The 14,543-nt window shown below is 65.3% G+C and carries 8 protein-coding genes; 5 read left to right on the plus strand and 3 right to left on the minus strand.

Features of this window, described 5'->3' with window-relative positions; translation table 11 throughout:
• Window positions 1-23: 23 nt before the first annotated feature.
• Window positions 24-359, plus strand: a complete 336-nt coding sequence (locus RYH74_RS14515) for a GlpM family protein (RefSeq protein WP_013973973.1) — start codon at window positions 24-26, stop codon at window positions 357-359.
• Between the two features lie 158 nt (window positions 360-517).
• On the opposite strand, the gene RYH74_RS14520 is transcribed toward RYH74_RS14515, so the two are convergent.
• Window positions 518-1,513, minus strand: coding sequence for an alpha/beta fold hydrolase (locus tag RYH74_RS14520; protein ID WP_317409633.1), 996 nt, complete (start codon window positions 1,511-1,513; stop codon window positions 518-520).
• A gap of 196 nt (window positions 1,514-1,709) precedes the next feature.
• On the opposite strand from RYH74_RS14520, the gene metR reads away from it, so the two are divergent.
• Window positions 1,710-2,627 (plus strand): transcriptional regulator MetR, encoded by a 918-nt coding sequence (gene metR / locus RYH74_RS14525; RefSeq protein WP_003258025.1) that lies wholly within the window; start codon window positions 1,710-1,712, stop codon window positions 2,625-2,627.
• Here the strand turns inward: metR and RYH74_RS14530 are convergent.
• A complete protein-coding gene (locus RYH74_RS14530) occupies window positions 2,611-3,024 on the minus strand; it encodes an NUDIX hydrolase (protein ID WP_003258026.1) in 414 nt (137 codons plus the stop codon). The genes metR and RYH74_RS14530 overlap by 17 nt on opposite strands.
• Window positions 3,025-3,269: 245 nt before the next feature.
• Here RYH74_RS14530 and RYH74_RS14535 point away from each other — a divergent pair, with 245 nt between their 5' ends.
• Both RYH74_RS14535 and RYH74_RS14540 read left to right on the plus strand, forming a co-directional pair.
• Window positions 3,270-7,538, plus strand: a complete 4,269-nt coding sequence (locus RYH74_RS14535; RefSeq protein WP_317409634.1) for a DEAD/DEAH box helicase — start codon at window positions 3,270-3,272, stop codon at window positions 7,536-7,538.
• A gap of 245 nt (window positions 7,539-7,783) precedes the next feature.
• On the plus strand, window positions 7,784-9,403 hold the full coding sequence (locus tag RYH74_RS14540) for an FMN-binding glutamate synthase family protein (protein ID WP_075046160.1): 1,620 nt from the start codon (window positions 7,784-7,786) through the stop codon (window positions 9,401-9,403).
• A gap of 123 nt (window positions 9,404-9,526) precedes the next feature.
• Here RYH74_RS14540 and RYH74_RS14545 read toward each other — a convergent pair whose 3' ends face one another.
• A complete protein-coding gene (locus tag RYH74_RS14545; protein ID WP_075046161.1) occupies window positions 9,527-10,945 on the minus strand; it encodes an amino acid permease in 1,419 nt (472 codons plus the stop codon).
• A 419-nt stretch (window positions 10,946-11,364) separates the two neighbouring features.
• On the opposite strand from RYH74_RS14545, the gene RYH74_RS14550 reads away from it, so the two are divergent.
• Window positions 11,365-14,514 carry a transglycosylase domain-containing protein gene (locus RYH74_RS14550; protein ID WP_317409635.1) on the plus strand — a complete coding sequence of 1,050 codons (3,150 nt, stop codon included), beginning with the start codon at window positions 11,365-11,367 and terminating at the stop codon, window positions 14,512-14,514.
• The last annotated feature ends 29 nt before the right edge of the window (window positions 14,515-14,543 follow it).

The raw sequence follows: 14,543 nt of genomic DNA on the forward strand, positions 1-14,543 counted from the left end.
CAACCCCAACCTGGAAAGACAACGTGGACCTGGTATTCAAAGCTGCCCTGGGCGCTGGCGTGGTGGTGCTGCTGGCGGTGCTGTCGAAGACGCGCAATTACTACATCGCCGGGCTGGTGCCGCTGTTCCCCACCTTCGCCCTGATTGCCCACTACATCGTCGGAAAGGGGCGTAGCATTGCCGACCTGAAGACCACCATCCTGTTCGGCATGTGGTCGATCATTCCGTACTTCGTGTACCTGGCGACCTTGTATGTACTGGTCGACCGCATGCGCCTGGAGGCATCGCTGGCATTGGCCACGGTAGCCTGGCTGATGGCCGCGACGGTGCTGGTGACCTTGTGGGTGCGGATGCACTAGCCTGAAGGCGCACGCAACCCTGTGGGAGCGGCCTTGCGTCGCGAAAGGGCCGCAAAGCGGCCCCGGCATTTTTGCAGGGGGGCTTGAATCCTGGGGCCGCTACGCGCCCCTTTCGCGACGCAAGGCCGCTCCCACAATGGACCGCGCCAGACCTCGATTCAGAGCCCTGCGATATGCGTGACATCCTGCCGATGTGCCTGCAGGTAGGGCAACACCGCCCCCAGCAACGGCGCCTTGAACGGCTCCTGGAAGCGGTGCGCCAACCCCGGTATCAAGCGCAGCTGGCTGCCCTGGATATGCGCCGCCAGGTGCACGCCATGCATCACCGGCAGCAACGGGTCGGCCGTGCCATGCACCACCAGGGTCGGCACCCGCAACTGGTTCAGCAACTCGACCCTGCTCGGCTCGGCCAGTATCGCCATGATCTGGCGCTTGGCCCCGTCCGGGTTGAACGCCCGGTCATAGGCCACCGCCGCCTGCTGCAGCAAGGCCGCACGGTCGTCACGCACCTCGGGGCTACCCAGCGCCGCCAGCAGGTCGGCCTGCTGTTCGATGGCCACTTCGCGGTTCGGCGCGCTGCGCCGGGCCAGCAACTGCACCAGCGCCGGATCCGGCGCTGGCAACCCCGCCGCCCCTGAACTGGACATGACCAGCGTCAGGCTGCGCACGCGCTCGGGCGCCATGGCGGCCAGGTGCTGGGCAATCATGCCGCCCATGCTCACCCCCAGCACATGAAACTGGCGCACGCCCAACGCATCCATCAGGCGCAGGCCATCGTCCGCCATGTCGGTCAGCGTATAGGGCGCAGCCACCGGCAGGCCCAGCTTGTAGCGCAGCAGTTCGACCGTCAGGTTGGCCGACGGTGGCAGCTGGCTCCAGCGTGACAGGCCGACATCGCGGTTATCATAGCGAATCACCCGAAAGCCCTGGCGGCACAACGCTTCGACCACGTCGTCCGGCCAGTGGATCAGCTGCCCGCCAAGGCCCATCACCAGCAGCAAGGCCGGGTCGCGTGGCGCACCGACGCTCTGATACACCAGGCTGAGCGCGCCCAGTTCGGCACGCTGCACCGGCACGTGGGCGTCACAACGCTGTTCAGCGAAACTCGCCGGTACGCCGAATACAAAGAAAAGAAAAAGCCAAAAAGCCCGCATGAAAGAAACACCAGAATGCAGATCCCCAGTAGAGCGCGAGTCTGATGAATTCTGTTCGGGCGCGCTGCCACAGTTCAGTGACAGTTTGATGACTCCCGCCAGGCGGTGCGGCGGTACGCCCAGTCGACAGGCGCGGCAACATGAGGGAAACTCAACTCATTCCCTGTTTCCTCAAGTCCACACACCGGAGTCAGCTGTGCTGGAGATCCGTCACCTGAAAACCCTTCATGCCCTGCGCGAGGCCGACAGCCTGGTGGAGGCCGCCGAGCGCCTGCACCTGACCCAGTCGGCGCTGTCGCACCAGTTCAAGGAACTGGAAGAGCGCCTGGGCCTGCCGCTGTTCGTGCGCAAGACCAAGCCGATCCGCTTCACCAGCGCCGGGTTGCGCTTGCTGCAACTGGCCGATGCCACCCTGCCGCTGCTGCGCGGCGCCGAACGTGACATCGCGCGCCTGGCCGGTGGCACCGCCGGGCGCCTGCACATGGCCATCGAATGCCACAGCTGCTTCCAGTGGCTGATGCCGACCATCGACCAGTTCCGTGACGCCTGGCCGGAGGTGGAGCTGGACCTGGCCTCCGGCTTTGCCTTCGCCCCGCTGCCGGCCCTGGCCCGCGGTGACCTCGACCTGGTGGTGACCTCCGACCCGCTGGACCTGGCGGGCATCACCTACGTGCCGCTGTTCACCTACGAGGCGATGCTGGCGGTGGCCAACCAGCATCCGTTGGCCAGCAAGCCCTACATCGTGCCGCAGGACCTGCTTGACCAGACCCTGATCACCTACCCGGTGGAGCGCGACCGCCTGGACATCTTCACCCGCTTCCTGGAGCCGGCCGACATCGAGCCTGCCGCCGTGCGCACCTCGGAGCTGACGGTGATGATGATGCAACTGGTAGCCAGCGGCCGAGGCGTGTGCGGCATGCCGCACTGGGCGCTGCACGAGTACAGTTCGCGCGGGTATGTGAAGGGCAAGCGCCTGGGTGAAAAAGGCCTGTTCGCCACGCTTTATGCCGCCGTGCGCACCGACATGCTCGATGCGCCATACATGCGCGACTTCCTGCTGACGGCGAAGGACACCTCGTTCGCCACCCTCGATGGTGTCAGCGCGGTGCGCTGACGGCCTGGCGGTATAGCGGCAGGATCAGGTCGCGGGTCAGGGGTGCCAGCTGCATGGCGGGGGCCTGGTCTGCGGCCAGCCACACCACCTCCTCGATCTCCGCGGCCGGCAGCACGGCTGCGGCGCTGTCGACACGGAACAGTTCGGCCTGTACCTCGAAGCCCGGCTCGTTGGCGGCCGGGGCGCTGAACTGGCCCAGGTGCACGGCCTGGGCCGGGTCGATGTGCAGGCCCAGCTCCTCATGCAGCTCGCGCACCAGCGCCTGCACCGGGGTTTCGCCAGCATCGATCTTGCCGCCGGGCTGCATGAAGGCCTGGGTGCCGCGTTTGCGTACCAGCAGGGTGCGGCCTTGGGGGTCGATCAGCAGGGCGGCGGCGATGCGGATGGTGTTGGGCATGGGTGGGCTCACCTGAAACAATGGCCGGGGAGGATCCCATGGGGTTCCTGGCCTGACAAGGCCAGTGTTTCCTGTGCCGGCCTCTTCGCGGGTAAACCCGCTCCCACAAGTGCACCACAAGGCCAGAGAGCGGCGCAGTACCTGTGGGAGCGAGTTTACCCGCGAAGAGGCCGGCACAGGTCATAGCAGATCTGGCAGACGAACGGCCCCTTGCCAACCCGCCCCACACCCTCCATAACCAACACATGAACCTGCCCGCCAAACACCACCCGGTGCTCGAGCTGTTCCACCCCGCCGTGCGCACCTGGTTCCGTCGCCACTTCGCCACGGTGACCGATGCCCAGGCCCAGGCCTGGCCGTTGATCCATGCGGGCCAGTCGATGCTGCTGGCCGCGCCGACCGGTTCGGGCAAGACCCTCAGTGCATTCCTGGCCGTGCTCGACGAACTGTTCCGCCAAGGCCTGGAGCATCAGGGCGAGCTACCAGCGCAGACCCAGGTGGTCTACGTTTCGCCACTCAAGGCGCTGTCCAACGATATCCGCCTGAACCTGCAAGCCCCGCTCGAAGGCATCAGCCAGGCCCTCGCGGACCAGGGCCTGAACGCCCCGCGCATCACCACCGCCGTGCGCAGCGGCGACACCCCGCAGAAGGAGCGTGCCGCCATGCGCAAGCTGGCGCCGCACATCCTGGTGACCACCCCCGAATCGCTCTACGTGCTGATGGGCTCGGCTTCTGGCCGTAAAGGCCTGGCCAGCGTGCACACGGTGATCGTCGACGAAATCCATGCCCTGGCAGGCAACAAGCGCGGCGCCCACCTGGCACTGACCCTGGAGCGCCTGCAGGCCCTGTGCAACCGGCCGTTGCGGCGCATCGGCCTGTCGGCCACGCAACGCCCGGTCGAGCGGGTGGCGCAATTTCTGGTCGGCAACGGCCGCCCCTGCGCAATCGTCGATGTCGGCCATGCTCGGCAGCGCGACCTGGCCATCGAGGTGCCGCCAGTGCCGCTGGGTGCAGTGATGGCCACCGATGTCTGGGGCCTGGTCTATGACCGCCTGGCCACCCTGGCGCGCGAACATCGCACCACCCTGGTGTTCGTCAACACCCGACGCCTGGCCGAGCGCATCACCCGCCACCTCAGCGACCGCCTGGGCAAGGAGGCGGTTGCCGCGCACCACGGCAGCCTAGCCAAGGAGCTACGCCTGGATGCCGAACAACGCCTGAAAAACGGCCAACTGCAGGTGCTGGTGGCCACTGCATCGCTGGAGCTGGGCATCGATATCGGCGACATCGACCTGGTCTGCCAGATCGCTTCGCCAGGCTCGATCGCGGCCTTGCTGCAGCGGGTCGGCCGCGCCGGACACCAGGTCGATGGCGTGCCCAAGGGTCGCTTGTTCCCGACCTCGCGCGATGACCTGATCGAATGCGTGGCCCTGCTCGACTGCATACGCCGGGGCGAGCTGGATGAACTGCACATTCCCCGGGCGCCGCTGGATGTGCTGGCCCAGCAGATCGTCGCCGAAGCCAGCAACCAGCCCTGGCACGAACAGGCCCTGTTCGACTGCCTGCGCCAGGCCACACCCTACGCCGAGCTCGACCAGCAACATTACCAGGCCCTGCTGCGCATGCTCGCCGAGGGCTACAACGGCCGCCAGGGCGTGCGCAGTGCCTACCTGCACCGCGATGCGGTGAGCGGCACCCTGCGTGGCCGCCGCGGCAGCCAGCTGACCGCCCTGACCAGCGGCGGCACCATCCCCGACAACGCCGACTACGCCGTGCTGCTCGAACCGCAGGCGCTGAACATCGGCAGCGTCAACGAAGACTTCGCCGTGGAAAGCATCGCCGGCGATATCTTCCAGCTGGGCAATGCCTCCTATCGCATCCTGCGCGTCGAACCGGGCCGGGTGCGGGTGGAGGATGCCCAGGGCCTGCCACCGACCATCCCGTTCTGGCTGGGCGAGGCGCCGGGGCGCAGCGATGAGCTGTCTGCCGCGGTGGCCCGGCTGCAGGCGGAGATCGACCAACAGTTGGCTGACAACAACCAGGCCGAGGTGCTGGCATGGTTGCAGGCTACCTTCGAACTGGACGAAGCCGCCGCTGGCCAGTTGCTCGACTACCTGGCCCGCACCCGCGAAGTGCTCGGCGCCCTGCCCTCGCAGGACACGCTGGTGATGGAGCGCTTCTTCGATGAGTCCGGCGGTACCCAGCTGATCATCCATTCGCCCTACGGCAGCCGCATCAACCGCGCCTGGGGCCTGGCCCTGCGCAAGCGCTTCTGCCGCACCTTCAACTTCGAGTTGCAGGCGGCGGCCAGCGAGGACGCCATCGTGCTGTCGCTGTCCTCCAGCCACAGTTTCGAACTGGACGACGTGTGGCGTTACCTGAACAGCCGCAGCGCCGAGCCGATCCTTGTCCAGGCGCTGCTCGATGCGCCGCTGTTTGGCGTGCGCTGGCGCTGGAACGCCAGCGTGACCATGGCCCTGCCGCGCTTTGTCGGCGGTCGCAAGGTGGCGCCACAGATCCAGCGGATGAAGAGTGAAGACCTGATTGCCGCCGTGTTCCCCGACCAGATCGCCTGCCTGGAGAACATCGTCGGCGAGCGGCAGATTCCCGATCATCCGCTGGTCGAGCAAACCCTCGACGACTGCCTGCACGAGGCGATGGACAGCGAAGGCTGGCTGGCGCTGTTGCGGCGTATGGAAAGCGGCACGGTGCGCCTGGTGTGCCGCGACCTGCCCGCCCCTTCGCCGCTGGCGGCGGCCATCCTCAATGCACGGCCCTATGCCTTCCTGGATGACGCCCCGTTGGAAGAACGGCGCACTCAGGCGGTGCTCAACCGGCGCTGGAGCGAAGTGCAGAGCGGCGACGACCTGGGCGCGCTGGACGCCGATGCCATTGCCGCCGTCGCAGCCGAGGCCTGGCCGCAACCGGGCAATGCCGACGAAATGCATGAAGCGTTGATGGGCCTGGGGGCCATCAGCCAGGACGAAGTACAGGGCAATGCCAGCTGGGAGCTGCTGCTCAGGCAGTTGGCCAAGGCCGGCCGGGCCTTGCGCCTGGTGGATGAAAAGCTGTGGTTGGCGCGTGAGCGGTTGAGCCTGCTGCAAGTGCTGTATCCCGGCTCCCGGGTGGAACCTGCGTTGCAGGCACTGCCAGGCTTCGATCAGGCCATCGAGCCAGACATTGCGCTGGTCGAACTGCTGCGAGCCCGCCTGAGCGGCCATGGCCCGCTGACCCGTGCGCAGATTGCGGCAGCACTTGGCAAACCGCTGCCGGCCATCGAACAGGCCCTGGCCCGCCTGGAGGCCGAAGGCTACGTGCTGCGTGGGCATTTCAGCCCCGGCGCAAGCGAACTGCAGTGGTGCGAGCGCCATTTGCTGGCGCGCATCCACCGCTACACGGTCAAACGCCTGCGCCGGGAGATCGAGCCGGTCAGCCTGCAGGACTTCATGCGCTTTCTGTTCGACTGGCAGCACCTGGCTGACGACACGCGCCTGCGCGGCCCGCAAGCCGTGACCGAGGTACTTGGCCAGTTGCAAGGGTTCCCGAGTGCAGCCGGAGCCTGGGAGGCCGAACTGCTGCCGGCACGTATCAAGGACTACAGCCCGCACTGGCTCGACGATGCCTGCCGTAGCGGGCAGTTCGCCTGGAGCCGGCTGGCGACGACCGTGTCGAGCAACACCTTGTCGAGCACACCGCTGGTGCTGCTGCCGCGCGAGCATCTTGGGTTGTGGCGCAGCCTTGCCCCCGTGCCAACCCTGGATAGCCTCGGCGCACGGGCGCAACGCGTCCACGAGGTGCTGAACGCACATGGCGCGCTGTTCTTCGACGAGCTGACAAACGATGCCCACCTGCTGCCCAGCGAACTGGAAACGGCCTTGCAAGAGCTGGTAGGCGCAGGCCTGGTGGGGGCCGACAGCTTCACCGGCCTGCGCAGCCTGATCACCCCGGCGGCGAAACGCACATCGCGCAACAGCCGACGCGGCCACCCGCCGATGTCCAGCAGCATGTCCCATGCCGGGCGCTGGGCCTTGCTGCGCAGGGGCGCTGTAGACGACAGCCAGCGCCTGGAGCACATCGCCCGGGCCCTGCTTCGGCGCTATGGCGTGGTGTGCTGGCGCCTGCTGGAGCGCGAAAGCGATGTGCTGCCGCCCTGGCGCGAACTGCTGCGCTGCTATCACAGGCTGGAAGCGCGTGGCGAGATTCGTGGCGGGCGTTTCATTGCCGGGCTGGCCGGCGAACAGTTCGCCCTGCCGGAGGCGGTGGGGCTGCTGCGGCAGGTGCGCAAGCGTGAATTGGACGGGGCACTGGTGGTGGTAAGTGCCAGTGACCCGCTGAACCTGGTCGGGTCGCTGCTGCCGGGGGTAAAAGTGCCGGCGGTGAGTGGCAACCGCCTGTTGTATCGCGACGGGGTGCCGGTGGCGGTGCGGGTGGCCGGGCACTATTCGTACCTGGTCGAAGCGCCGGCACAAGAGCAGGAAAGCTGGCGGCAGAAGCTGCTGCGCGACACTATCTGAATGCTTTTTTGCGGTACTGGCCCTATCGCCGGCAAGCCAGCTCCCACCTCGACCGCATCGGCCTTGAGCGATGCGCTATCCCTGTGGGAGCCGGCTTGCCGGCGATAGGGCCAGTACAGCCAGCACAAGGCTTGGCGAGAATGATTTTCGCTACCCCGATTTTAATTTGCACAGCCGTGCAACTTGGCTATGGTCGGGGTTTGCCCCAGGCCCTGAGCCTGACCGCGCCATCGCAAGGACCCTGTATGAGCCTGTCACTTCTCAGCCGCTATGCCTTCTTCGCCGCCTGTGTGCTGTTCACCCTGGCGAGCCTGCCCTTCACCCACCACGAATGGTTGTGGCCGTTCACCCTGAGCACCGCCATCCTCAGCCTGATCGGCCTGTTCGACCTGTTGCAGCAACGCCACGCAGTACGCCGCAACTACCCGATCCTGGGCAACATCCGCTATCTGGTCGAGGCCATTCGCCCGGAAATCCGCCAGTACCTGCTGGAGGCAGACAGCGACGCCCTGCCGTTCTCCCGCGCCCAGCGCTCGCTGGTGTATGCACGGGCGAAGAACGAAGCCTCGGACAAACCCTTCGGCACCCTGATCGACGTGTACGAGTCCGGCTTCGAATTCATCGGCCACTCCATGCGCCCGGCGCCATTGGCCGACCCGGCCAGCTTCCGGGTCATCGTCGGCGGGCCGCAGTGCAGCCAGCCATACTCGGCATCGATCTTCAACATATCGGCGATGAGCTTTGGCTCGCTCAGCGCCAACGCGATCCGCGCCCTCAACCAGGGCGCCAAGCTGGGCAATTTCCACCATGACACCGGCGAAGGCAGCATCAGCCCCTATCACCGCGAGCACGGTGGCGACCTGGTCTGGGAACTGGGCAGCGGCTATTTCGGGTGCCGCACGGCAGACGGGCGATTCGACCCCGAGCGCTTCGCCACCCAGGCGCGCAGCCCGCAGGTGCGGATGATCGAGATCAAGATGAGCCAGGGCGCCAAGCCCGGCCATGGCGGCATCCTGCCCAAGCACAAGGTGACTCGGGAAATTGCCGAAACCCGTGGCGTGCTGATGGGCGAAGACTGCATATCGCCGTCGCGCCACAGCGCCTTCTCCACCCCCATCGAAATGATGCAGTTCATCGCCCAGCTGCGTGAGCTGTCTGGCGGCAAACCGGTAGGTTTCAAGTTCTGCCTGGGCCACCCGTGGGAGTTCATGGGCATCGCCAAGGCCATGCTGGAAACCGGCATCCTGCCCGACTTCATCGTCGTCGACGGCAAGGAAGGCGGCACCGGCGCGGCGCCGGTGGAGTTCACCGACCACATTGGCGTACCGCTGCGCGAAGGGTTGCTGTTCGTGCACAACACCCTGGTTGGCCTGAACCTGCGCGACAAGATCAAGCTGGGCGCCAGCGGCAAGATCGTCAGCGCGTTCGACATTGCCAGCGTGCTGGCCATTGGCGCCGACTGGGCCAACTCGGCGCGCGGCTTCATGTTCGCCATCGGCTGCATCCAGTCGCAGAGCTGCCACACCAACAAGTGCCCGACCGGTGTGGCCACGCAAGACCCTCTGCGCCAACGGGCGCTGGTGGTGCCGGACAAAGCCCAACGGGTGTTGAACTTCCATCACAATACCTTGCGTGCCCTGGCCGAAATGCTTGCGGCAGCGGGCTTGGAGCACCCGGCGCAGCTGGAGGCCAAGCACCTGGTACGGCGCATCTCGGCCACCGAGATCAAGCTGTTCTCGCAGATGCATGTGTTCTTGAAGCCGGGTGAGCTGCTGACTGGCGAGGTGAATGGGCAGTTCTATTCGCGCATGTGGCAGTTGGCGCGGGCGGACAGCTTCGAGCCGCACAGCGAGGTGGCGGCCTGATTGAACCTGGGGCTGCTACGCAGCCCATCGCGACACAAGGCCGCTCCCACAGGAGTACGCTATCTCTTGTGGGAGCGGCCTTGTGTCGCGAAAGGGCCGCAAAGCGGCCCCAGCCATTTCAGATCAGGAAGCAGTACTGGCCACACCCTGCGCGTCTTTCGGCGCCAGGCGGAACGCGTAGTACAGCACCGTCAGCAGCACCAGGAACGCCGGGCCGATGTACAGCGCCACGCGGGTGTCCTCGAAGTACGCCATCAGACCGACCACCAGCACCAGGAAGGCCAGTGCCAGGTACGAGCTCAGCGGCCACAACCACATACGGTACTTCAGTGCCTTGCGCTCGGCAGTGGTGAGGCCGGCACGGAACTTCAGTTGCGCCAGCAGGATCATCACCCAGGTCCAGATCGCGCCGAAGGTGGCGATCGAAGTCACCCAGACGAAGACCTTCTCCGGCACCAGGTAGTTGGCCAGCACGCCCAGCAGCAGCGCGCCGATCGACAGCAGCAGCGCGTTGCGCGGCACGCCGTTCTTCGACGTGCGGGCGAAGGCCGCCGGGGCCTGGCCGTTCTGCGCCAGGCTGTAGAGCATGCGCCCGGTGCTGAAGATGCCGCCGTTGCACGACGACAGCGCTGCAGTGATGACCACGAAGTTGATGATGCCGGCGGCGGTCTTGATGCCCAGGCGCTCGAAGGTCATGACGAACGGGCTGCCCTGGCTGCCGATTTCGTTCCACGGGTAGATCGACAGGATCACGAACAGCGCACCGACATAGAACAACAGGATGCGCCAGAACACCGAGCCGATGGCCTGTGGGATGGTCTTTTGCGGGTTGCGTGCTTCACCGGCGGTCAGGCCGATCATTTCCACGCCCAGGTAGGCGAACATCACCATCTGCAGCGACATCAGCACGCCGGTCACGCCATTGGGCATGAAGCCGCCGTTGCTCCACAGGTTGGAGATACCCACTGCCACGCCGTCATTGCCGAAGCCGAAGGCAATGATGCCGATGCCGCCAAGGACCATGGCGATGATGGTGACAATCTTGATCAGGGCGAACCAGAATTCGAACTCACCAAACGCCTTGACGGCCACCAGGTTGACCGCCCCCATGCTGCCCAGCGCCGCCAGGGCCCAGATCCAGCGTGGTACGTCGGGGAACCAGATGCCCATGTAGATGGCCACCGCGGTGATTTCGGCAACGCAGGTCACCAGCCACAGGAACCAGTAGTTCCAGCCGGTAAGGAAACCCGCCAGCGGGCCGAGGTAGTCCTGGGCATAACGGCTGAACGAGCCGGCGACAGGGTTGTGCACGGCCATTTCGCCAAGGGCGCGCATGATCACCAGAATGGCCAGGCCGCCGATGATGTAGGACAGCATGATGGCGGGGCCGGCCATTTCGATGGCCTTGGCCGAACCGAGGAAAAGACCGACACCGATACAGGCGCCCAGCGCCATCAGGCGGATGTGCCGTTCGCCCAGTTCACGCTTGAGCGGGCCGCCTTCGGTGGCCTGGCCGTGGGCAGGGTGGTTGCCGACTGGCATAGCAATACAACCTCATTTTGTTATTGGATTTGACCTTCGTGCAGCACCGGCCAGGCCGATAGGCGTGGCGTTGGCTTGCCGAGCTGGCCTTGTGGGCCGGCCCGTGTGCCGGAATAGAGCGCCCGGCAAGGCGAAGGGGGCGAGCAGTATAGGAAGACCGTTGTAGGGGTTTTCACTGTAAATATGCAGAAATTTGGCGAGAACTCGGGCTCTGTGGGAGCTGGCTTGCCTGCGATCGGGCGCAAAGCGGCCGCAAAATTTCCTGGCCACCATAGCAATATCGCCTTACGAAAAAACCCACACCAAAGCCGCATAGCCCTACGCCACTTTTCTCCGTCTCTTACAAATTTTTCACCTGACCCGCTCAACGTCTAAGCTTCAGACAAGCAAGACGAAAATACCTGGCCGGATAGAAGACTATGGGCGCACTGTGGCAATCGGAACCAAGCAGAACGGAAGCACCCGAGATACCTCCGGCCGAGACGCCACAACCCAAGTCCCCCCGTCAGCGTCGGCTATGGTGGCGGCTGATCATCCTCATCCTGCTGGTGGCGCTGGTGGCCATCGGCTTCGCTGCGTATGACGAATTCCGCACTTCCAACCTGCAGTCGCGGGAATTCAGCAAGCTGGCCAGCACCCTCACCTATTCGCTGCAACCAGGCCCCAGCGATGCCATCGTCTACCCCGGCGAAGGGCCGTTCGACAAACGCCTGGGCTACAGCGCGCTGGGCGAATTCCTGCCGCGCCTGCTCAAGCGCGACTACCTGATCAGCGAGCAGGTGAAGTTCTCGCCGGCGTTGATGAACTACGTCGATCATGGGCTGTTCGCCCCCTATATCGAGAAAATCCAGGCTGGCCTGTCGATCACCGACTGCCGCGGCGACATGCTGTACCAGTACAACTACCCGCAACACCTGTACCCGGACTTTGCGGCGATCCCGCCGGTGATCGTCAACAGCCTGCTGTTCATCGAGAACCGCGACCTGCTCGACACCAAGGACCCACGCAACAACCCGGCCGTGGACTGGCCGCGCTTCGCCAAGGCCGCCTACAGCCAGGTGGCCAAGTACCTGGCCCTGCCCGGCCAGTCCGCTGGCGGCAGCACCCTGGCCACGCAGCTGGAAAAGTACCGCCATTCACCGGACGGCCTGACCGTTTCCGGCGCCGAGAAGATCCGCCAGATGATTTCCGCCAGCGTGCGCGCCTACCAGGGCGGCCCTGACACCACCGAGGCGCGCCAGCGCATCGTGCGGGACTACCTCAACAGCGTGCCGCTGTCGGCAGTGCCTGGGCATGGCGAAGTGCATGGCATGGCCGAAGGCCTGCGGGTGTGGTACGGCGCCGACTTCGACCAGGTCAACCAGGCTCTGAACTCCACCGCCAGCGACCCCGAGAGCATGGCCGCACGCGGCCTGGCCCTGCGCCAGGTGCTGTCACTGATGATTGCCCAGCGCCGGCCGTCGCACTACCTGTCCAAGGGGCGGCTCGAACTGGCCGAACTGACCGACGCGCACATCCGCGTGCTGGCCGCCAACAAGGTCATCGAGCCGCCACTGGCCGACGCGGCACTGGCCAGCAAGGCGGTATACCGCGACTGGGTGGCGCAACCGACCATCGTGCCGATCGTCACCAACAAGGGCATCAGCCTGGCACGCAACCGCCTGGCGGCCATGCTCAACCGCCCGCTGTACGACCTCGACCGGCTCGACGTGTCGGCCACCAGTACCCTGCAGTCCGACCTGCAGCTGCAGGTCAGCCAGTACCTGAAAAACCTTGCCGACCCTGAATTCGCAGCGCAGATCGGCCTGATCGGCGAACGCCTGCTTACCGCCAAGACCACCGACCAGGTGAGCTACAGCTTCACCTTGTTCGAGCGCACCGCTGACGGCTCGCGGGTGCGGGTGCAAACCGACAGCACCGACCAGCCGTTCGACATCAACGAAGGCAGCAAGCTGGAACTGGGTTCCACCGCCAAGTTGCGGGTGCTCACCACCTACCTGGAGATCATCGCCGAACTGCACGACAAGTACGCCGGCAAGCCAGCCGCCGAGTTGAAGAAAGTCGAAGTCGCCGAACTCGATCGCATCAGCCAGTGGTCGCTGGAATGGCTGGCGCAGAACAGCAAGAACCAGAGCCTGGACGCGATGCTCGATGCGGCGCTGGAACGCAAGTATTCGGCCAACACCGGCGAAGCCTTCTTCACCGGCGGCGGCATGCATGTGTTCAACAACTTCCGCAAGGAAGACAACAGCCGCAACCCGACCCTCAAGGATGCATTGCGCGAATCGATCAACCTGCCGTTCATCCGCCTGATGCGCGACCTGGTGCGCTACGTGACCTACCAGCAACCGTACAACCGCGTGCCGCTGCTCAAGGACGACTCCGACCCGCGCCGCCAGGAATACCTGGCCCGTTTCGCCGACAAGGAAGGCACCAACTACCTGATGCGCTTCTGGAAGAAATACCAGCGCAAGACCTCGCAGCAGCGCCTGGACACCTTCCTCGACAGCATGCGCGTGACCCCGCAACGGTTGGCGGCCGTGCACCGCTACCTGTTCCCCGAGGCTGGCCAGGAAACCTTCAACGCCTTCGTCCGCGCCCACCTCAAGGGTGACAAGATCGTCCTGGGCAAACTGACCGATGGCCGCCTGTCGGAGATGTACGACGCCTACGGCCCGGGCAAGTACGACCTGCCCGACCAGGGCTATATCGCCAAGGTCCACCCGCTGGACTTGTGGCTGCTGGGTTACCTGCTGAAGAACCCCGGCTCTACCTTGACCGAAATGGTCAATGCCAGCCGCTTCGAGCGCCAGGAGGTTTACGGCTGGCTGTTCAAGAGCCGCCATCAGGGCGCCCGTGACAGCCGCATTCGCACCATGGTCGAGATCGAAGCGTTCCTCGACATTCACCAACGCTGGAAGCGCGTGGGCTATCCATTCGACCACCTGGTACCCTCGCTGGCCACCGCCATCGGCAGCTCGGGCGACCGCCCCGCCGCCCTCTCCGAACTGGTCGGCATCATCCAGAACGACGGCGTGCGCCTGCCGACCTTGCGGATCGACACCCTGCACTTCGCTGCCAACACGCCTTACGAGACCAAGCTGGTCACCGACCCGGACCGGGGTGTGCGGATTCTGCCGGTAGAAGTGGCGCGCGCCCTCAAAGGCGCCATGTCGCAGGTGGTAGATGCAGGCACCGCGCGGCGTATTTCCGGCAGTTTCAAGCTGCAGGACGGCACGCCATTGGTGATGGGCGGCAAGACCGGTACCGGTGACAACCGCATCGAAAGCTTTGGTGCTGGCGGCCGGCTGATCGGCTCACGCTCGCTGAACCGTACCGCCACCTTCGTGTTCTTCCTGGGCGACAACCACTTCGGCACCTTGACCGCGTTCGTGCCGGGGCGCTCGGCAGAGGCCTTCAAGTTCACCTCGGCGCTGCCGGTGCAGGTACTCAAGGGTATGGCTCCGATTCTCATGCCATACCTGCAACCGGGCAATCCGAATGAGTGCAAAGCGCCGCAGGTGGCCATGCACACAGCCGCGCCGCAAGGGGATACATCGAACAACTAGATGATAATCATCTGCAATTAAGGGCTTGT

Origin of the sequence: Pseudomonas sp. LSJ-87, assembly GCF_032971465.1 — a bacterium.
Classification (GTDB): Bacteria; Pseudomonadota; Gammaproteobacteria; order Pseudomonadales; family Pseudomonadaceae; genus Aquipseudomonas; species Aquipseudomonas putida_Z.